The sequence below is a fragment of the Singulisphaera rosea genome (assembly GCF_054877945.1).
On sequence record NZ_JBTYIP020000054.1, the window covers coordinates 1 to 20,845 of the forward strand.

12 protein-coding genes and 1 tRNA gene are annotated in these 20,845 nt (G+C 65.5%); 5 read left to right on the forward strand and 8 right to left on the reverse strand.

What is annotated here, in order from left to right:
- The first annotated feature begins 483 nt into the window (after positions 1 to 483).
- A complete protein-coding gene (locus ACYOEI_RS40120; RefSeq protein ID WP_462856258.1) occupies positions 484 to 963 on the forward strand; it encodes a hypothetical protein in 480 nt (159 codons plus the stop codon).
- A gap of 60 nt (positions 964 to 1,023) precedes the next feature.
- Here ACYOEI_RS40120 and ACYOEI_RS40125 read toward each other — a convergent pair whose 3' ends face one another.
- The 5 genes from ACYOEI_RS40125 to ACYOEI_RS40145 form a co-directional block, all read right to left on the reverse strand.
- Positions 1,024 to 1,977 carry a leucine-rich repeat domain-containing protein gene (locus tag ACYOEI_RS40125; RefSeq protein ID WP_462856260.1) on the reverse strand — a complete coding sequence of 318 codons (954 nt, stop codon included), beginning with the start codon at positions 1,975 to 1,977 and terminating at the stop codon, positions 1,024 to 1,026.
- A 331-nt stretch (positions 1,978 to 2,308) separates the two neighbouring features.
- Positions 2,309 to 5,473, reverse strand: coding sequence for a M56 family metallopeptidase (locus ACYOEI_RS40130; RefSeq protein WP_462856261.1), 3,165 nt, complete (start codon positions 5,471 to 5,473; stop codon positions 2,309 to 2,311).
- The gene (locus ACYOEI_RS40135) at positions 5,470 to 5,859 is read right to left on the reverse strand and encodes a BlaI/MecI/CopY family transcriptional regulator (protein WP_462856262.1); all 390 of its coding nucleotides are present in this window, start codon (positions 5,857 to 5,859) and stop codon (positions 5,470 to 5,472) included. Before ACYOEI_RS40135 ends, ACYOEI_RS40130 begins: the two co-directional genes overlap by 4 nt.
- A 256-nt stretch (positions 5,860 to 6,115) precedes the next feature.
- Positions 6,116 to 6,817, reverse strand: a complete 702-nt coding sequence (locus ACYOEI_RS40140) for a HEAT repeat domain-containing protein (RefSeq protein WP_462856264.1) — start codon at positions 6,815 to 6,817, stop codon at positions 6,116 to 6,118.
- A gap of 117 nt (positions 6,818 to 6,934) precedes the next feature.
- Positions 6,935 to 7,007, reverse strand: a tRNA-Ala gene (locus ACYOEI_RS40145).
- 309 nt (positions 7,008 to 7,316) lie between these two features.
- On the opposite strand from ACYOEI_RS40145, the gene ACYOEI_RS40150 reads away from it, so the two are divergent.
- From ACYOEI_RS40150 to ACYOEI_RS40165, 4 genes are all read left to right on the forward strand, one after another.
- The gene (locus ACYOEI_RS40150; protein WP_462856265.1) at positions 7,317 to 8,237 is read left to right on the forward strand and encodes a glycoside hydrolase family protein; all 921 of its coding nucleotides are present in this window, start codon (positions 7,317 to 7,319) and stop codon (positions 8,235 to 8,237) included.
- A gap of 334 nt (positions 8,238 to 8,571) precedes the next feature.
- Positions 8,572 to 11,472, forward strand: coding sequence for a CRTAC1 family protein (locus tag ACYOEI_RS40155; protein WP_462856266.1), 2,901 nt, complete (start codon positions 8,572 to 8,574; stop codon positions 11,470 to 11,472).
- 43 nt (positions 11,473 to 11,515) lie between these two features.
- Positions 11,516 to 14,407: a CRTAC1 family protein gene (locus tag ACYOEI_RS40160; protein ID WP_462856267.1), complete on the forward strand. Its 2,892-nt coding sequence runs from the start codon at positions 11,516 to 11,518 to the stop codon at positions 14,405 to 14,407.
- A 164-nt stretch (positions 14,408 to 14,571) separates the two neighbouring features.
- Positions 14,572 to 16,476 (forward strand): tetratricopeptide repeat protein, encoded by a 1,905-nt coding sequence (locus ACYOEI_RS40165; RefSeq protein WP_462856268.1) that lies wholly within the window; start codon positions 14,572 to 14,574, stop codon positions 16,474 to 16,476.
- A 160-nt stretch (positions 16,477 to 16,636) separates the two neighbouring features.
- On the opposite strand, the gene ACYOEI_RS40170 is transcribed toward ACYOEI_RS40165, so the two are convergent.
- From ACYOEI_RS40170 to ACYOEI_RS40180, 3 genes are all read right to left on the reverse strand, one after another.
- On the reverse strand, positions 16,637 to 17,773 hold the full coding sequence (locus ACYOEI_RS40170) for a DUF1559 family PulG-like putative transporter (protein ID WP_462856270.1): 1,137 nt from the start codon (positions 17,771 to 17,773) through the stop codon (positions 16,637 to 16,639).
- Positions 17,774 to 17,925: 152 nt separating this feature from the next.
- A complete protein-coding gene (locus ACYOEI_RS40175) occupies positions 17,926 to 18,195 on the reverse strand; it encodes a hypothetical protein (protein ID WP_462856271.1) in 270 nt (89 codons plus the stop codon).
- A 913-nt stretch (positions 18,196 to 19,108) separates the two neighbouring features.
- Positions 19,109 to 20,143: a TlpA family protein disulfide reductase gene (locus ACYOEI_RS40180; RefSeq protein ID WP_462856273.1), complete on the reverse strand. Its 1,035-nt coding sequence runs from the start codon at positions 20,141 to 20,143 to the stop codon at positions 19,109 to 19,111.
- Positions 20,144 to 20,845 lie beyond the last annotated feature (702 nt).

The window sequence follows — 20,845 nt, forward strand, 5'->3', positions numbered from 1 at the left end:
AGCCACGGTCCATAGGGACAGCGCCCGCCGAAGGCTGGCACGGCGAGTCTTCGTTGAGTGCACCGATCGCGAGTACAGGCGAAAGAAATTCAGAGAAAATGAAGGGCGGATGTGCGGAACATAGGTCGAAACGATCCTTCGATGGACTACGAATCATTTGCGGTCGAACGGTTCGAGGGCAATGCCCTTGGTCTCCCGCCATCATCCCGACGCGGAGGGCCCGCGGAGAAGAGGGCTCCCCACCTCTCGACGGATTCTGGGCCTGGCCATCGGGCCTCAAGGGGCCATGCACAAGCATACTATGCGCAGGAATTTGAGTTAATCCGCACAAATTTCCCTGTCAACCCCAAAAACTTGGTGAAGAAATTGGTGGACACCCGCGAGCCTGGACTTCCCCCGGGCGCACTGTCCGGTAATCTGTCAGAATCGCGGGCGCGGCCCTCGTGTCAACTCCCGGTGGAAAGCGTCGCCGGATCAAATCCCATGCGATCGACCCGAAGGATCATCTGGCGGCTATTCGGCATGAGGCTAACCCTCGGCCGGCTGGACCATGCCGACATCGAGAAGCTGTATAAGAGGCACCGACTCCCCCTGGTAGAGCCGTTCCTCTCATACGACATCACACACATTAAGGACGGGGCACCGGATCCGGTCGGCGTATTGACCCGCTACATCGAATCTTTCCAGGCGATCCTTGCTGCCTCGCTGTTCAAGTCCCAGCCCTGGCTCGAGCCCGGCGAGACCGACACCCTGGTCACGATCTACTGTCGCGAGCGCGGAGAGCACGGAAACGACAACCGGCTCTACCGGCAAACGCGAATGGTGGGGGACCTGACCCTCGACGGGTTGGACTCCCAGCACCGCGAACGCTTCGCCGCGCTGGTCTCGCTCGCCGCGGAATGCGAGTGGGCCACCCGTGTCTGCCAAGAGGTCGGCAACGGCTCGCGGGGCCGAGTCGTCTGAGCCGACCGAGGCCAAATCGACGGGGACCGGGGTAGCGAACCCTCCTCGACCTCGATTCGATTATCGATCCCGATCGATCTTCAACGCCGGGTTGAGGACCTTGAGGGAGGCAACCTCCTCGTCGAGGAGGCCGCAGCCGTTGATCTCGAGTTGCTGAAGCCCCGGGGAGAGCCCCAGTAGGGTCTTCAATGCCGCGGCCGTCACCGGCAGTTTGTTGAGGGAGAGGGAACGGAGGGTGGTCGCCCCGGCGAGTTGGACCAGCCCCTCGTCGGTCACGAGGCTCTCGTCGAGCGAGAGGGCCATCAGCCTCGGGAACTTCGACAGCCAGGTCGGCCCGGGCTCCTGGACCTTGGTCCGGCACAGGGAGAGCGACGTCAGATTTATCAGGCCGCCGATCGACGCGATCCCCTCATCGGTGACGGGTAGGCCGTTGAGGCGGAGATCGATCAAGCTCGGCAATCCGCTCAAATGGATCAGGCCGGCGTCGGTGATCGGGCTGGTGGGCCAGTGGAGGTCGGGGAAGCCGCTCACGTCATCGTTTCCCAAGATGAGATACCGAAGCTCCGTCATCCCCGACAGTGGCCGAAGCCCCTCGTTGGTGACCTTCGTATTGCGCAAATCCAGCCCCTGGATGCGGTCGCCGTAGGTCCGGATCAGGCGAGCGAGGTCCTCGTCGCTGATCTCCTTTCCGTTCAGTTGGACGTAGAACGTCTCCGACCCGCCGAAGAGGCCCAGGAATTTCGAGGTTCGCGCCATCACCCCGGCCTGGCCCCCGAGCGCCTTGATATCGGCCACAAGACGCTGGCCCGCCGGGCTCATCGCGTCCTCTCCAGGCGGGTTGAACGCCTGGTGCATCGCCTGAACCCAAGGCCCCAGCGCCTTCGCTTGCGACGGACTCAGCCGCGAGAGGACGAACAGCCCGAGCGCCACGACGTTGGCCGCGAGCAGGACTTTCAGCCGCCAACGATTTCGCCGTCTCGGAGCCTCGACCGGCGCCGTGTCCTCAGAACTCATGGCCTGACACCCTCGACCCCGACATCTCGCCTCGCACCACCCCTCGGCAAGCGTAATAGAACGGTCTTCCCGCTTTCAAGCCAGTCCTGGCCCATACCCATGACCAATCGCCTGGATTGGGGCCGAGCAGATGCGACCCGGTCGGACATCCTCGTCAACGCGCCCGAAATCGACGGAAACGGGGGACTGGCATCTCCGCTGAACCGCGGCGCCTATCCCCCGTTTCCACCTTGTGTGTCTTTGTGCCTTTGTGGTGAATCTCCAACGAGGTCGATCAGACAGAATCTGGTGGACTCCCGCGAGGATTCTCAGGAATCCCCGTCCTTTCCTTCTACGGCTGCCGCAGGACGGCTCCTCGCGCGACCAGGTCGGGCTGCTCGAGAACGGCCGGACTCGTCGTGGTGAAACGCTGAGAGTCGACCTGGTAATCCTTCTGGATGATCGCGATCTCGCCGTGAATCCCGGCCGGCACGCCATCGACCTTGTAACGGCCCTGGTCGTCGGTCAGGATCCGAGCGTTGAGCAACCCGCTGTTGACCCCCTGAGGCTCGAGGCCCCATCGGCAAAACACCGAGACCGACGCCATCGGCCGTCCCTCGGCGTCGACAACCCGTCCCCGGACGGTCGCCGCGGGTGTGACCGAGATCTCGACTTGGGACGTGTCCGGTTCGATGGTGGCAATTCCGGCGAGGGTACCGTCCGGGCCTCGCGCGGCGAGGAGCATCTTCTCGTTCCATCGCTCGGTGCGGAACCGCCCCTGATCGTCGGCGACCGCCTCGAAACCGGAATGTCCATTTTCTCCGATCGAGTCGCCCCGGACGATCGCCCCGCCCAACGGCTTCCCCCCGGCCAGGACGCGCCCGGTCAGTGCCAGGCGAGGATGTCGCGGGATGTGGAAGTCATGATCAAGGGCCTCCTCCGCGCGGACTGTTAACTCGTCGGTCTCACTTCTCTCGGTCGGGCCGTGGAGTTGGTAAATCCCGGGGCCGACGCGGAGGTGGTACCGCCCCTCGGCATCCGTCGTCGCCCAACGGACGAGATCCTCATGCCCCCGATGGTCGATCGGTGGTCCCGGCTTGGCGGGCGGGGGGATCGGCTCGCCGCGTTGGATCAGGGTGATGGTCTCTCCCTTGGCGGGGCGACGGTCGCTCCCGATCGTCACCCGGCCACGGAGCACCGTGCCCTGGCCGAGCCGGAAATCGAGGCTCCCTCGCGTCTCGCCTTCTTTCGGCACGATGCCGGTCAGGCTGGGGGACGCCCGCTCCTCGTCGAGCACCGCGACGATGTAGTGCATCAACGGGGGCACCTGGAGCGAATAGCGCCCGTCCGCCCCCGTCCGCGTCAGGACGCGGCCATAGTCGAGGGAGTTGCCCCTCCCCTCGGCCTGGATCAAGACACCGGCCGCCGCCGCGCCATCCGGCCCCGTGACTTGCCCCGACAGGGTCGCGTTCCGCAGCAAGGTGGCCGTGACCTCGCCCTGACTCTCGGTCGCCTGGAAGTTCACCCGATCGCGGAGATGATACGTGTCGGAGTGGTGGAGGAACGTGACGAAGCGGTGGAACTCGCGAGGGATCCAGTCGAAGGTGGCAACCCCCTGGGCGTCCGTCACAACCCGTGCGGCCATCGATCCGCTGAGATTGGCTTCATCGATCTTGCCGAGTTTCGTGATAGACCACGGGACGAACGTGACGCCCACAAGCGGAGCACCAGACGAGTCGACCGCCCGAACCCGGACCGTCCGGGCCCCGTCGAGGGTCAAGTCGACCGCATCAGGCAAGGCCACATCGGGCGGGCTGGGCCACGACCGATAGTTCTCGCCGTAGTCGTATCCCACGCCGGATTTCAGGGCCACAACCCAATAGAGCTTCAAGCCAAGAGGTACTTGGAATCGCGCGACACCCCCCGCATCCGTCCGAGCCTCGGCGAACGCGGTTTGTTGGTCGAACATTTCGACTGTTGCCCCCGAGACCGGCTTACCGCCACCGTCTCGGACTCGGGCGGTCAAGGTCCGGGCAGGTCGGAGCGTCAGGCGGAACGTCCGGGCCAGGTGGGTCGCGGAATCCCCCTCGGAGTATTCGATCGCCTGCAAGGCCCCGCCGTCCGCGGATGCATGCACCTCCGCGTTCCGAGCCTCTCCCGATCCCACATTGAAGGCGAAGGAGCCATCCCCACCCGTGACGACGTCCTTCGGCCGCCGAAAGTACCCGACGAGGTTCACGCGAGCCCCGGCGACCGGCTTCCCCGCCTCATCGACGACGACCCCGTCGAACCGGACCTTGCTCGGGTCGGGCGGCTCCGGGGCAGCCGCCTCGTGCGCCACCGGCCCCAGACCCGCCCGGGCCTCACGTCCAAGCGTGACTCCGGCGACGGCGCCGCCGGCCGCCAGCAGGACCGCACCGATCGCGAGAGACGAACCGCCCCCGATCCGAGTCATCACCACCCTCCGTTCGTCGAGCAGTCCGGCGACCCGATGCTCGAGCGTCCAACCCCGGTCTAACAGACCGAAGGAAAAGGTGGATCGCCGCTCGGGCCGTTCCAGGGAGAGACTCAGCAATGTCCTGGCGTATGAACACGCGTCGCGACCCTTGAGGACGTGGTCGTCGCACACCTCCTCGCGGGCCCGCGTCAGCCTTCGATTGATCAGGTGGGCCAGCGGATGCGGCCAGAACACCATCCCGGCCACATGCTGGAGCAGGCCGACCCAGTGGTCCCTCCTGAGGACATGAGCACATTCGTGGACCAGCACATCGGCCAATTCGTCTCGCCGAGATTCGTCGAGCATGTCGTCGGAAAGAAGGACAACCGGCCGGATCAGGCCCACCGTGAAGGGCCCGCGCACGCCGGGCACCGTCCCGATCGGTGGCAGGTACGGTGCATCTCCCAGGCGTCGACGGACCTCGCCGAGCACACCCGCCAGGCGGGCCGCGTCGACCGGCCGGACTCGACGCCCCAGCCGGCTCAAGGCGATCCCACCCAACACCAGCCTTGCCGTGAGGAACACCATCCCGACCAACCAGACCGCCACGAGCCCGCCGATCACCGTCGACCAGCGACCCGAGGGCTCCATGCCCGCCGCAGGCCTCACCACGGCAACTCCCACCGACCTGGCGGCCTGGCGTCGCGGAACCTCCGGGCTCGGTCGCTCGGGAGCCTGAAGGCGGGCAATCGTCCCATCGGGCTCCGTCCGGATCGGCCAACGCCCAATCGCTTCCGGGACTCGTATGGGCCGCCGATTCACCTCCGCCTCGGCCATCCAGGGCTCCGGCAGACGCGCGAACGTCATCCCCGAGCGTCGCGCGCTCCAGGTAAGGAACGGGCTCGTCAGGACGCAAAATAGAGCGCACAACCAGACCGCGTGCCTCGCCGCCGCCGGCCTGCGGAACGCGGCTCCCGCCAGGCCACTCGCGATCAACGCCACCATCGCGACCTGCACCGAGACATTCACGGCAAACCCCAGGCCCTCCGCGCCGGGGTCGAGCGATGACAGGAGGTTCATGATTTACCCTCCGCTCGATCGATCATCTCACGGATGCGTTTCGCCTCTTCGTCGGAGACCCCCCGGCCGTGGAGCAGGGCCATCACCAACCCTTCCGCCGAGCCGCCGAAGGCCGTCTCCACGAGGCGGCGGACCATCGTCCCCATCGTCGCCTCACGCGGGACCGCGGCGCGGTAGCGGTGCGCATGGTCGGTGGTGTCGCAACGCAGCCAACCCCGCTCCTCCAAGCGAGTGAGCGTCGTCAGCACCGTGTTCCGCGCGACCTTCCGCCGCGCCGTCAACGCCTTCCAGGCCTCGGCGACGGTGACCTCGCCGTGATCCCAGACAATGTTCATCAATTCCAACTGCGCCTCGGATAGAGGCGGTAGCGGCTCGACTCCGGACATTGGCCAACCTCCTCCCATTTGCCTACCGATGTCGGCAATTTACCGACAACAGTAGGCAAACACAAGGTGTCGCCGAGAAAATCGTCGAGACCTTCACCGTGACCTCGCTCTGGCGCGAGCATTACCTAAGAGGAGGCGCAACATCACACGAGCGGCGTGTGTCTTGACAAATCCAGAGGGCTGGGATCAGGGAGGAGTCTCGTGCGTCGTGGGCGAGTGACCGCATACCATCCGTGTCGCCCCCAGTGGCTCCGGCTCAGGAGGCGCTGATCATGATCACCGCGCGGTCAGCGGCACGTCGGACGTGGCCATCCGGATCCGCGCGGAGGGGGTTCAACGCCGGAAAAATGGCGCGATCACCGAACGTCTCGGCGAGCGTACACGCCCAGACTCGGTGGCGCGAGACGTTGTCTCGCGACCAGGCTGCGAACACACGCTCCCAGTGTTCCCGGCCCACATGCTTGGCAAGGGTCCAGGCCGCACGTCTCCGGATGGTCCGGTCCGACGGATCGTGCTGGTAGCGGGCGAAGACCCCCTCGAAGTCCGTTGGCTCCCACAGCGTTTCCAGCGCGTCCCAGGCGGTATACCGGGTCGCTTCCTCTTCCGAGTCGATTAATTCCCGAACTCGGTCATGGGCGACGCTTAGCCCCAGGGCGGTGGCGGCAATACAGGCCGCACGGACGACAATACCGTCATGGTCGTGGAGCATATCCACAACTGCGACAGCCCCGTCCTGGCCGGATCGATGATTTCCGATGGCCTCGACCGCAGCCCTGCGCAGATGCGGATCACGGGAACGGGTCAGGCCGATCAGGATGGCCAACATCTCCGGGCCCGGTCGCTCGACCAGGGCACGGATGGCCGCCCATGCTTTCGGACCTGGCGAGCTAATCGCGGCGAGAAGAACTTCAATCGGCTCGTGATACGGGATCGGCTCACCGTTCCAGAGCTCAGGCATGGCTCGACCGACACAACCCGTCCAATCTCAGGCCAAATCCTTTGAAATGGCTGAGGCTCATCATCGGGATGATGAGGCAGGAGGGAAATGAAATGTTCAACAGGAGTCATGAAGAAGTGGAGCGGAAGGGGATCGAACCCTCAACCTTCGCATTGCGAACGCGACGCTCTCCCAATTGAGCTACCGCCCCTTCGTCGGCATGTCCCCCAAGATTAGCGAGTGACGGCCGAGGACGCAAGCCTTCGTCTGGGAAGGTAGGCACGATTTTCGGCGGGGCGAGTCACGACGTGGGGAGGAGCGGCTCCTTGTGGCGAGGTCGAGTCCCCGCTAGATTGGGCCGCGTGGGAAGGACGCTGGGAGGGAACGAACACCTCAACAAATGGGACACGGCCCCGGGTTGCGAAGGGGATTTCACCCCTTGGCTTCGGTGACTCGGTGCTATTGGGGTGAACCTGCCATCGTGCTTCCAGGCTCGAACTCGCCTCGCGGAGAACTGTCCATGCGGCCCACTCAGTTTGTCCGTGCGGCCTTCGTCTTCCTGACGCTCGTGGCGGCACCGGTCGTCGCCGACGAGTTCCCGAAGGAGTTGGTGGCGTGGACGCCGCTCGCGGCGAATCCTGTGTTCCAGGGCGCCGGGAAGAACGACGCCTGGGACCGGAAGATTCGCGAACGCGGGTATATCCTCGTCGAGGACGGCACATATCACCTCTGGTACACCGGATACAACGAGGGAAAGTCGCCGAACAAGTTCCTGGGACATGCCACCTCGCCCGACGGGATCCGATGGGCCAGGGACCCCGCCAATCCGGTGTTCTCGAAGGCGTGGGTCGAGGACGTCTGCGTCGTCCACAGCGACGGCAGCTACATCATGTTCGCCGAGGGGAAGGACGACATCGCCCACCAGATGGTCTCGCCCGACGGGCTCCGCTGGACCGACCTCGGCAACCTCGACATCCGCACGACCGACGGCAAGCCCCTCAGCCCCGGCCCCTATGGGACGCCGGCCGGCTGGTACGAGGACGGGACGTGGTATCTGTTCTACGAGCGGGGCGATCGGGGTGTCTGGCTGGCGACCTCCAAGGACCGCAAGATATGGACCAACGTCCAGGACACGCCGGTCCTGGCCATGGGCCCCGAGGCGTATGACCGCACCGCGGTGGCCGTGAACCAGATCATCAAGCGCGACGGGGTGTATTACGCCTTCTACCACGCCAACGCCCACCAACCTTGGCGCGACTGGACGACGAACATCGCACGCTCGCGCGACCTCGTCCACTGGGAGAAGTATCCCGGCAACCCCCTCATCCAGAACAATTGCTCGAGCGCCGTGCTGGTCTCGACCCCCGAGGGGGATCGCCTCTACACGATGCACCCCGACGTGAAGGTATTCCGGCCGGCGGTCCCGAAGGCGCCGAAGTAACGTGAAGAGGGGGGAGGCGAAGGACCTCGGTCCGGCCCAAGCCCCATTCCAGGTGATCGTCTCGATCCAATATCCCCACAGCGAACCGAGCATGCGCGGCGGGGCCTCCTTGCGCCAACACCTCGGCTAAGCCCGAGTCCGGGGCATGTTGACCGGGTCAGGTCGTGCGGCTAATTTGAATAGGGTCGGAGGTTCGAAGAAGAATCCCCCCTGCGAATCTCCCTTCGCGTGCGAAGATCCCCGCTCGAAGCCCCTCGCTTCGACTCGATGCGGTCGGTCGGGCTCCCTGGCCCCCGGCGCGTTCCGGTTTGCGACGTTGAGAGGACGTGACGAGATGCGTCGGCGCTGGCTCTGGCTAGGATCGGCCGTCGTCGTCGTCGGCCTCGCGTTGGCAGCCTGGGGTTGGGTCCGCGCCCGGGAAGCCCGGCAGGTCCGGGAGGCGCTCGACCAGGCGAAGAAGGAGATGGCGGGCAGACTCTACCATAGGGCCGGCCGACGCCTGGCCGCCTTGGGGGCCGGGAAGGGGGCCGCCGAGGGCGAGGTCGACTATCAGCTCGGTATCTGTGAACTCTACCAAGGGCGTCGCGACCAGGCGACGGCGGCCTGGGGACGAGTGCCTCCCGACTCGTCGTTCGCCGGCAAGGCGGCCATCCAGCGATCGATGCTGAGCATGGACTCAGGCCAATTCACCCAGGCCGAGGAGATCGCCCTCGAGGCCCTCGACCGCGAGGACCCGCCCGAGACGGGGCTCTATCAGGCGCTGAACCTGCTCTACCAGTTCGAAGGGCGGACCGACGACGTGCGGCGAGTGCTCGTCGCGTCCTGGAAGTCGGCCGAGTCTCCCTCGACCGTGGTCACTCAGCTCTACCGGCTCGACACGTCGCCGTTCCCGTTCGAGATGGCACGCTCGGTCCTGGCGAAAGGGTCGCGCGACGACGACCGGGTCTGGCTCGCACGGGCGAGCCTGGCGACGAAGTCCGGGGCGTTCGACGAGGCCCGCAAGTGGCTCGACGCCTGCGAGAAACGGAGGCCGGAGGATCACGCGGTCTGGCGGGCCATGCTCGAGCTGGCGAAGGCGACCGGCAATACCGAGGGGGCCTGGCAGGCCCTGGAGCACCTGTCCGCGAATAAGTTCTCGGCGGCCGAAGCGGCGAGGCTGCGGGCCTGGCTCGCGGGGCAGGCCGGCGACGTCTCAGCCGAGCAGAAAGCCCTGACCGACCTCGTCGCGCAGGAGCCCGGCGACACGGCTTCGCTCGAGCGGCTCGCGGCCCTGGCGGGGCAGGCCGGCGACACTCGAGAGGTCAGCCGGCTCCGGTCGAAGATCGCCGAGATGGGCGAGGCCAAGGAGCGTTACCGGATCCTCCAGCGCGGCGAAGGGCCCCGCGACGCCGGGGAGCTGGCCCGCTTGGCCAAAGTGCTCGGCCGCGAGGTCGAGGCGAAGGGCTGGGCCTTGATCCGCGACGGGAAGGCCTCTCGCGGAGACTCACGCCAGGCCCTGATCCCGAACGTGGAGGTCGTGACGACCACGGCCGGAAAGCCTTCCGGCCCGACCCTCGCCGAACGATTGGCCGACTTGCGTCGAGCCGTTCCCGCAAAGCGCCTTGCGACCCGCGCAAGCGAGTTGCCGAAGTTCGTCGACGACGCCGACTCGGCCGGCCTGAAGTTCGTCCACGACAACGGGCAGACGCCCCTCAAGCTCCTCCCTGAGACGATGAGCGGGGGTGTCGCCCTCCTCGACTACGACGGCGACGGCTGGCTCGACGTCTACGCCGTACAGGGTGGGCACTTCCCTCCCGACAAGCAACACTCGCTCGCCTGCCCCGGCGACAAGCTCTTCCGAAACCGACACGACGGCTCCTTCGAAGACGTCTCCCACGCCTCCCGCATCGATCAACTCGCACGCGGTTACGGACACGGCGTCGCCGTCGCCGACTTCGACAACGACGGACGACCCGACCTCTTCCTCACTCGATGGGACGCCTACTCCCTCCTCCGAAACCGCGGCGACGGTGCCTTCGACGACGTCACCGGCGACGCCGGACTCGCCGGCCCCAGAGACTGGCCCACCTCCGCCGCATGGGCCGACCTCGACAACGACGGCGACCTCGACCTCTACGTCTGCCACTACCTCAAGTTCGACGTGGACGCCCCCCGCGTTTGCCCCGACCCCAAGGCCGAGGTGAGGCACTATTGCAGTCCTCGGGACTTCGAGCCGTGGCCCGACCATGTCTTCCGAAACGACCGGGGACATTTCGTCGACGTCACCCACGACTGGGGATTCTCCGAGCACGAAGGCCGGGGCCTCGGGGTCGTCGCCGCACACCTCGACGACGACGACAAGATCGACGTCTACGTCGCCAACGATATGTCGGCCAATTTCCTCTTCCGGAACCTCGGGAATTCACGCTTCGAGGAGTCGGCATTCGCCTCGGGGGCGGCCGCCAACTCGAGCGGCAGCTTCCAGTCGGGCATGGGCGTGGCGTGCGGGGACCTCGACAGCGACGGTAAGCCCGACCTCGCCGTCACGAACTATTACGGCGAGTCCACCACGCTCTTCCGAAACCTCGGCGGAGGCTTGTTCGGCGACAACACCAACGCCACCGGGCTCGCTTCGGCCACGCGTTTCCTCCTCGGCTTCGGCATCGCCGCCCTCGACGCCGACAACGACACCCGGCTCGACCTCCTCTCCGCCAACGGCCATGTCAGCGACTACCGGCCCGCCTTCCCCTGGAAGATGCGAGTCCAGCTCCTGAAGGGGAATCTCGACGGTCGATTCGTCGACGTCTCCGACCGCGCGGGAGCCCCCTTGCAAACCCTCCACCTCGGCCGGGGACTCGCCCAGGGCGACCTCGACAACGACGGGCGCATCGACGCCATCGCCCTCTCACAGAACGACCCTTTGATCTATCTCCACAACAAGACCGAAGGGGCAGGGCATAGCCTCACCCTGCTCCTGCAAGGCACTCGCTCCAACCGCGACGCGATCGGCGCCCGCCTGACGTTGAGGGCCGGGGGACGACGGCAGGTCGCCCAACGCATCGGTGGAGGTAGCTATCAGTCCGCGGCCGACCCCAGGGTCCATTTCGGGATCGCCGACACCACCCGCGTCGACCGGCTCGAGGTCCGTTGGCCGTCGGGACAGGTCGACACCTTCGAGGGCCTCGCGGCGGACGCCGGGTATCGCCTCATCGAAGGAGATCCGGTCGCCAAACCTCTGGAAGGGTGGGTGCGATGACCGTGTTCGACGCAGCCCGGCCGTTCGGTCCAAGGATGTCCTGATGCGTTCACGCGTGCTCTGGGGCGTCGGCGTCGGGACCCTCGCCCTGGGTGTGGGTCTGGGCTGGGGGGCGCTCCGGACATTCGAGGCCCGGCGCATCCAAACGGTCCTTCGCGAGGCGAGGGCCGAGATGGCCGCGGGCCTCCACGCCAAGGCGCAACGCCGGCTGGCCGAGTTGGCGAAGCAACGGCCGGACCTGGACGAGGTCAACTACGAACTCGGCGTTTGCGAGGAAGCGCGGGGACGCACCGACGCGGCGCTCTCGGCCTGGTCCCGGATCCGCCCCGGTTCGGAGCTCTCGGGCAAGGCGATCGTCCTCCAAGGCAACGCCGAGATGGATCGCGGACGATTCTCCGAGTCCGAGGTCTGCTTCCGACGCGCCCTCGATGAACCCGGCCCGCACCTCAGCCTGGCCCGGCAACAACTCGCCTTCCTGTATCGCATCCAGGGGCGTCTCGACGAGGTCCGGCGTTCCTATCTCCAGGAGTTCGGCCCGGAGTTCGACCCGGTCAAGACCCTGCGGAACCTCTGGAAGCTCGACACCTCGCCCCCGCCGACCTCTCGGTTCCAAGAGTGGCTGACCCGCGCCTCGAAGGACGCGCCGGGGGACGACCGAGTCTGGCTCGGCCTGGCGAACTTCGCGACCCGCTCGGGGCAATTCGACGAGGCCGAGCGTCGACTCGACGCCTGTGCGCAACGCCGGCCGGACGACGTCGCGGTCTGGCGGGCCCGACTGGAATGGGCCCTGTCCGTCGGACGCCCCGAGGTCGCTCGGCAGGCGCTCGCGCATCTCCCTGCGTTTGAAGATGAGGCCCCGGTCCTCGCCCCGACCCTCCGCGCCTGGTTCGCCGCCCGTCGAGGGGACGTCGAGGCCGAGCGTCGCGCCCTGGAAGACCTCGACAAAGCCGACCCCGCCAATACCAAGGCCCTCGACCGGCTGGCCGAGCTGGCCGTCGCGTCCGGGCACCCCGAGCCAGCCCAGGCGTTTCGGCAACGGATCGCCGAGATTGACCGCAACCGGGCGTCGTACAAGACCCTTGTCAACTCCGAGACCGCACAGGCCCATGCGGGCGAATCGGCGACTCTCGCCCGGACCTTGGGGCGTCGGTTCGAAGCCGACTGCTGGTCAATGCTCGAGAAAAACGAGTCGCCTCGTCCCTGGAACCACCCGTCGCCCCGGCAGACTCTGGCAGACCTCCTGCCCGAAGCTTCTCGAGGACCCTCCGATCCCTCGGTCGCCTTGACCGAGAGCCCCGCGACGTCGAAGAACGCCATCCAGTTCGTCGACGACGCCGACTCGGCCGGCCTGAAGTTCGTCCACGACAACGGCGCCTCGCCCAGCGTCCGACGGCGACCGCCCCCCGAGACGATGAGCGGGGGTGTCGCCCTCCTCGACTACGACGGCGACGGCTGGCTCGACGTCTACGCCGTACAGGGTGGGCACTTCCCTCCCGACAAGCAACACTCGCTCGCCTGCCCCGGCGACAAGCTCTTCCGAAACCGACACGACGGCTCCTTCGAAGACGTCTCCCACGCCTCCCGCATCGATCAACTCGCACGCGGTTACGGACACGGCGTCGCCGTCGCCGACTTCGACAACGACGGACGACCCGACCTCTTCCTCACTCGATGGGACGCCTACTCCCTCCTCCGAAACCGCGGCGACGGTGCCTTCGACGACGTCACCGGCGACGCCGGACTCGCCGGCCCCAGAGACTGGCCCACCTCCGCCGCATGGGCCGACCTCGACAACGACGGCGACCTCGACCTCTACGTCTGCCACTACCTCAAGTTCGACCCGAGCCAGCCCCACCTCTGCACCCAGGCCGAGAGCCAGGAAAACTATTACTGCAGCCCGCGCGACTTCGAGCCGTGGCCCGACCACGTCTTCCGAAACGACCGGGGACATTTCGTCGACGTCACCCACGACTGGGGATTCTCCGAGCACGAAGGCCGAGGCCTCGGGGTCGTCGCCGCACACCTCGACGACGACGACAAGATCGACGTCTACGTCGCCAACGATATGTCGGCCAACTTCCTCTTCCGGAACCTCGGGAATTCCCACTTCGAGGAATCGGCCCTGGCCTCGGGCGCCGCGTCGAGCGCGGACGGGGGATACAAGGCCGGGATGGGGGTCGGATGCGGAGACCTCGACGGCGACGGCTTGATCGACCTGGCGGTCACCAACTTCTACAACGAGTCGACGACGTTTTATAAAAACCTCGGAGGGGGATTATTCGGCGACCACACCGCCGCTATTGGCCTCGCCGCCCCCACGCGCTTTTTACTCGGCTTCGGCATCGCCCTCCTCGACGTCGACAACGACGCGCGACTCGACCTCCTCTCCGTCAACGGGCACATCAGCAACGGCCAGCCCGCCTTCCCCTGGAAGATGCCCATCCAGCTCTTACGAGGGGGGCCCGACGGACGGCTCCTGGATGTCTCCGAACGCGCAGGCGATCCCTTCCAGCCCCTCCACCTCGGCCGGGGGCTCGCCCAGGGCGACCTCGACAACGACGGGCGCATCGACGCCGTCGCCCTCTCCCAGAACGACCCTTTGATCTATCTCCACAACAAGACCGAAGGGGCAGGGCACAGCCTCACCCTGCTCCTGCAAGGCACTCGCTCCAACCGCGACGCGATCGGCGCCCGCCTGACGTTGAGGGCCGGGGGACGACGGCAGGTCGCCCAACGCATCGGCGGTGGCAGTTATCAGTCCGCGAGTGACCCCAGGATCCACTTCGGGCTCGACGACGCCACCCGCGTCGACCGGCTCGAGGTCCGTTGGCCCTCGGGACAGGTCGACACCTATCAGAGCCTCGCCGCCGATCGCGGCTATCTGTTGAAGGAAGGGGACGCAGTCCCCAAACCCCTCCATGAATGGAGAAAATAAACAGGCGATGTGATGACATGATTCTTTACAAGCCCGAAGCGCAAGCGAGTGAATCTTTCCGCAAATAGTCAAAACCAATTCACTCGGTTGCGCTTCGGGCTTGTATCAGTAAGGATGCCACTCGAACGTCAACCGTTCTCACGCCACCCGAAGGGTGTGATCCGATGCCGGACGGCTCCCATACGACGCGACGAATACGACGAGCCGGGGTCGCGACGGCGATGTTCACCCTCGTCGGTGCGGCGTTGGGCCTGTGGTATGCCTGGCCTCGTCTCTTCCCCGGTGATTTGGCTCGAGCCGAGGTTGCTTACGAGCGCGGCGACTGGACGGTCTCGGCCAGGCTCGCTCGCGAGGTCCTCAAAGGCCGCCCTGACGACGTCGACGCGCAACGGCTCCTTGCCCGATCGTCGGCCCGGCTCGGCCGAGACGAGGCGGCCATCGCGTTCTACAACGGCCGGCTCACGAAGTCGTCGTTCCAGGGCGAAGACTACGTGCTCCAGGGGATGGCCCTGGAGCGTCAAAGGAGGACAGACGAGGCCCAACGGGCGTGGGACAAGGCCCTCGACGCCGGCCCGATGCCGCCGCGGACGCTCGAGGAACTCGCGAGGATCCTGCTCGTGAGGCGTCGATACGAGGAGGCGAGTCGCGCGGCGGAACGGCTCAGCCATGAGGCGGATTGGGAGGCCCGGGGGGCGATGATGCTCGGCACGATCCGCACCTCGGTCAACGACGTCGCCGGCGCCGACGAGGCCTTCCGTCGCGCCCTGGCCCGGGACCCAAATGAGGTTCGTCATTCGCGCGACCCGGCCAGCCTCCGCAAACTCATCGCCCGGACCTTCCTCCGGGCGGGACGGCCCGGTGAGGCCCTCCAACAATTGCAAGCGACCCTGGCCTCCGGGCCCGACCCCGAGGCCTCATGGCTCCTGAGCCGCGTCTACCTCCAGCAGGGGGCCAAGGAGCAGGCCCACGACGCCCTCGCCCGGGCTGGTCGCTACCGGGCCGAGAAGCCCCTGGAACCCGAGCCGAGCCCATACGTGGGCGAAGCCCGTTGCGAGGCCTGTCACTCGGCAATTTTCAAGGATTCCCTGGCCAGCCGACACACCCAAAGCTACTACCGGGGCGAACAACTCAAGGGGCTCCCGCGACCAACCCAGCCGCTCCCCGACCCCGACGACCCCAAGGTCACCCACGCGATCCTCGAGCGCAAGGGGGAGCTCCGAGAAGAAACCCGCGTCGGCGACCGAACCTACGAGGCCCTGATCGCCTATGCATTCGGCACGAGCGACCGCTACGTGACGATGGTCAGCCGTGACGAGCGCGGCGGCTATCGGATCGCCAGGCTTTCGTATTATCACACGTCGGAAGGCCAGGGGTGGGACAAGTCCGCGCTCGACGCGATCCATCCGACCCACGGCGACGAGTTCCAGGGCGAGCCCGTCGGGATGCGTGACGGAGTCGCCAAGTGCCTGTATTGCCACACCACGAACGCGAGGGCAGGGGAGGTCCGCGTCGGGCCCGAGACGGCGGACCGCGCGATCGGCTGCGAGCGTTGCCACGGGCCGGGGGCCCACCACGTCGCGGCCGCCGCCGCCGGCCTCCGCGACCTGGCGATCGTCAATCCCGCCGCAGCCTCACCCCAGGAGGCGTCGGCGGCCCAGTGCAACGACTGCCACATCCTCGGCCAGAACTACCGCAACGAGAACCCCGAAGACCCCGAGTGGATCCGCTCCCAGGGGGTCGGCTGGACCTTGAGCCGGTGCAATACCGAGAGCGGCGGCTCGTTCGGCTGCGTCACCTGCCACGACCCCCACAAGAGCACCCGGACGACCACGATTGCCCAGTACGAGGCCAAGTGCCTCATGTGCCACGCAGCCTCAACGCCGCCGAAATCCAGTGTGCGGGCGAGTCAGAGCCAGACCGCCTCCTCGTACAAAACCTGTCCCGTGGAACCGAACAAGGATTGCGTCCGCTGCCACATGCCTCGCACGCGAATCGAGGCCCTCCACCTCGACCTGACCGACCACTACATCCGCGTCAAACGCCCGACGGGCGACGGCGAAGTTCGTTGATGGAACCGTCCCGCTCGGAACCCCCGATCAACGAAAAATGGGCGGCAGCCCCATCGTGTCGATGGGGCCACCGCCCATCGAAGGATTGCAGTCAGGAGGCTCTCGATTCCGGCCTCGACCGCTCCTCGCGAGCGTCCGAGCCAGGGGCCGATTTCGGCGTTCAGAACGAGTCGGCGCTGATGACCTCACCGCCGTTGATCGTGCCGAGGGCCTGCCAGACGCCTTGCATACCGGCGGGCGGGACGGGGAAGCAGGGGTTGCCGTTGACGGTGATCCGCGGGACGAGCCGCCAGTTCCACGAGTTGATCGAGTTCTTGATGAAGTGGACCGAGCCGTCGCAGAACGCGACGTTGACGCCGCCGGGATGGAAGCTCGACGAGGTCATGGCGGGGATGCTATGCCCGTCGTCGCACTGGCCGGGCGAGGCGTCAACGGTGTTCTTCCAGACGCCGGTCGTGTTGTAGACCGGGTCGATCGGGAGGTTCGGCGGGTAGAAGGCGGTAATGGCCGTGTTGCCATAGTTCGCGTCGGCCCACCATCCCTTGCACTCGAAGTCGCAGCCGCCCCCCGCCGAGCAGCCGAGCTTCTCCATCTTCCCCTGGGCGCGCTCGACCCAGAGCATCGAGTTGCTCGTACCGTCGGTGATGCTGGCAAGCTTGACCGTCCCCTGCGTGCCATTCCCCTTGTAAATAGTGGGATAGCCGACGTCATGAAGGGCGCCATTTTCCATCGCCATGGCCGAGACGGTGGGGATCCGGCTCTGTCCGGGGCAGTAGGTCCCGAGCATGCCGGCGTAGCTGCTGTAGCGGAGGGAGATATTGGAACAATCCCAGCCGGGGGCCGTCTCCAGGAACGCCGTCGAGATCGTGCCGTCGCTCGGGCACCAGAGGTAGTTCAAGCCGGTCTGCACGACGGTGCTGTTGTCGAACGTGTAGGGACAGAAGTTGAAATTCATCGCATTGTAGAGCGCCTGCTGCTCGGTGAAGTTGGCAATTCTCGCCAGCGCCCCGAACGCGTCGACCGTGAGCTTGTACGGCGTCGAATAGCCCGGGCCGTTGGGGCTCATCGCGTCGGTCGTGTTGATCGGGAAGCAACCGTTGGAGCTCTCATAATTCATCGTGGCGAGGGCGATCTGCTTGAGGTTGTTGGTACAACCCATGCGCCGAGCGGCCTCGCGTGCGGCCTGCACCGCCGGCAGCAACAGCGCAATCAAGACCGCGATGATCGCGATGACGACCAGCAACTCGATCAGCGTGAAGCCGCGACGGGCGGCGCCTGGACAGCGATGTCCGGACATTGTCGAAACCCTCCACTCGCATTGAGGATGACAATAAAACATCGAGAACATGTCGGCGGGGGGGGAATTCGGTCGGTTGGCACAACGGAAGGAAGATTCCGAGGTCTCAAACGATCGATCGAGGGGGAATTCCGCGTCGGAAATAGCCGAGCTCAGGGAGAATCCTGCTGCTTCTTCCTGGCCTCGCGAAGGATCTGTCTCCGCTCCTGGATCGAGACGTCCTGGAGGCCCCGGCCATCGCTCCGTTTCTTCTTGAGCGACTTCGGGTCGACATCTTTGACGGCACTGTATGTCTTCGAAAGATCCTGGGCTGGCCCTGACGACCCGCAGCCGTTCATCAGTAAGGCGCCGCAGGCACACGCGACGACGGCCAGCGCAACCGGCCGACGCCTTGCGCCGATCCTGCGCACAATCACCCTCATGGCATGGACTCCCTCGTCACGCGGTCGACCTCCGTACCATCGGCATGCGGACGCCACGCGGCCGTCCTCGACGACGGCGCGTGGGGACGGCGGGCACACCCCTCCGACGAAACCGTCGGCGAGACTGCCGTGACGAACCCGAAGGCGACGGAAGGCCATCCAACGCCGATCGCCGCCCGGTTCCGGGGACTCCTAGTCTCCGCCTGCTTCGAGGACAGACCGTCGCATCAATTAAGTATCGGTAAGATTGGCTGAGGAAGTATAAGGGCAACGTGAAGACACCGGCCAGTGAAATTTGCGCCCTTTTTTCTAAGCTTTTCGGTCAGCAATTCGCCGATAGCCCGGATCGACATACCCGCAATCCGGCTGAATAACGATGCAATTCCTTCCGTAGAGAGCACTTCACGCGTCATACCACCGACAGCGTGCGTGTCTTGCTCGACGATCCACACCGGATTAAATCGGACTCAATTGCTGGCGTCCTATCGCCATTGGATCCGTCGGCATCGCCCGTCATCCCGCCCTCCTCCAATGGCGCGCCGCGATCGTGGGCCGGTGACCCGAGACACAGGAACCTGAGCCTACCCGGAGCCGGCCTTCCATCCCGTTGCGATGACTCGAAGGCGAGGCGGGCCGTCCTTCAAATGGAAGCTTCCCACCGACAAAAGAAGCTCGAGAAGTCATCAATCAAGGATGAAATGGAGGTAATGGATGCTGAGAGGGCCGTTGCGATGGCGAACCTTCACCTCCAATGGACCAAGACTCGACTGATGGCCAGGCGCCTCGACCAGGCCACCCGCCCATGAGACACAGCGAGCCGGGATTTCGCGTCTGCCCCCTCAAATCGCTTCGCACCCCCGTGGCTCCGCTGGGCTCAGGTCGGACGGCCATGGTCATCCACGAGACCCGCAGCTCAGGGGTTCGACTTGGCCTTGGAGTCGGGCGTAATCAGTGAGAGGAGGTGTTTCTCCAATTCCGCGGTGTCGATCTGGACGAACGCCAGGCGGCCTTCTCGATCGACGACGAAAATGCAGGGGAGGCCGTCGACGCCGTTCGCGTCGGCGAAACTTCCCGCGCCAGATCCGCCCTGATAATACTGCGGCCAAGGGATACGGTTCTCGGCGACACTTTTCTTCAAAGCGTCGAGGCCGCCCTCGTCCTCGGGACGATCCAAGCTGATCCCGATGAATTCGACACCCTTCTCGTGATACGCCTCATAGAGTTGCCTCAATCGAGGCAGGCTCATGATGCAAGGCCCGCACCACGACGCCCAGAAATCGACAACGATGACTTTCCCTCGGAAGTCCTTCGTCGAGACCTGCACGCCCGTGATGGCGTCCTTGAAGTGGAGGTCGAAGGGTTGACCGATCTTCGCCCTGACGGCCCGCCCCTTCAACACCTGCTCGGAATACGGACTCGCCGGGTAATCTCGGAGGATGCGTTCCTCAAGCCGGTTCCTCGTCTCGAACGGGAGCGTCCCACCCTGCTGGATGAGGGTGAACAAGAGCTTGCCGCCGCGTTTGTCCTCGGGCGAGACTCGCGTGGCCTCGTCGATCGAAGGGAGCGATTCCTTCACCAGATCGGGAACGCGACGCTGAACGTTGATTCGCATGACGGCCTCCGCCTTCAAGAAGGCGACGTCACGGACGAAGGCCGGGTCGTGGCTTTCCCCGAGGACTCGATCGATCTCTTCGAGCACCTCCGGCGCGGGCGTCCCCTGGACTACGCGGTGCATCCAACGCTGGCCGAGGAGCGCGGAGAGTCGCGTGTTCTTCGGATCCGCTTCGTACAGTTGCCAAGCCAACCGATCCCTTCGATCCCCGAGTTCCGTCATCCCTTTTGCCAAGGCGTTGCTCGCGTCCTTGTCACCGCGCTTTAGGGCATTCTTGGCAGCATCCGTCATCTCGATCCCGGCCTTCCTGATCGAGTCGATTTCCAGGAGGATCACCTTCGCAGGGCTTTCCTCCTCGGCCTTGCCTGGGCGAGATAGGAAACCGAATGCACACGCAACGACAATACACATAATTGATCGTAAATTCATTGAATTTTCTCGAGTCAACCGATGTTAAGTTCTCGGGTTGGGCGAGCCCCACCAGCCTCAACCAAAGGATTGTTCCCTTCATGCCTTTTCGGCCGGTCCCCTGCAATCCTGCTGATTGATCGCCTACGCACGGCCACCCCGCCCAGAAGATCAAGCGATCTTTCCTGGATCGTCGGCAATACCATGTGACGGAATTAGCATGCCCATGGGGCATGACATCGATCGAGACTCCGGATCGGGATCCAATCGGCTGGGCCCCCACCCTTCGGGAGGAACCGACCTGGGGTCCAGGCGCACGGGACAGGATCTCGCCGCGAGCATTGACGGGCATCCGAACCACCGTTTCCCGCCCGGATACCGGCTGCTGAGGTCGTAACGCCCCTCGTCCGGTTCCTTACCCTTCCTCCTCCGCTCGCGGGTTATGGACACGTTCTTCCGTACGCCAGTCGTTAGCCGCTCTAAGAATTCAGGAGCCAGTGCCACACATGGGGAGGATTCTGTAGACTGAGGCATGTGGACGCGATCGGCCTCTGTACGCCCGTCCGCGTCCAAGCCGCGGCGGAAGGGATTTCGGAACTGGCTCGGGTCGCCAGCCAGTTGCCGGGCCGA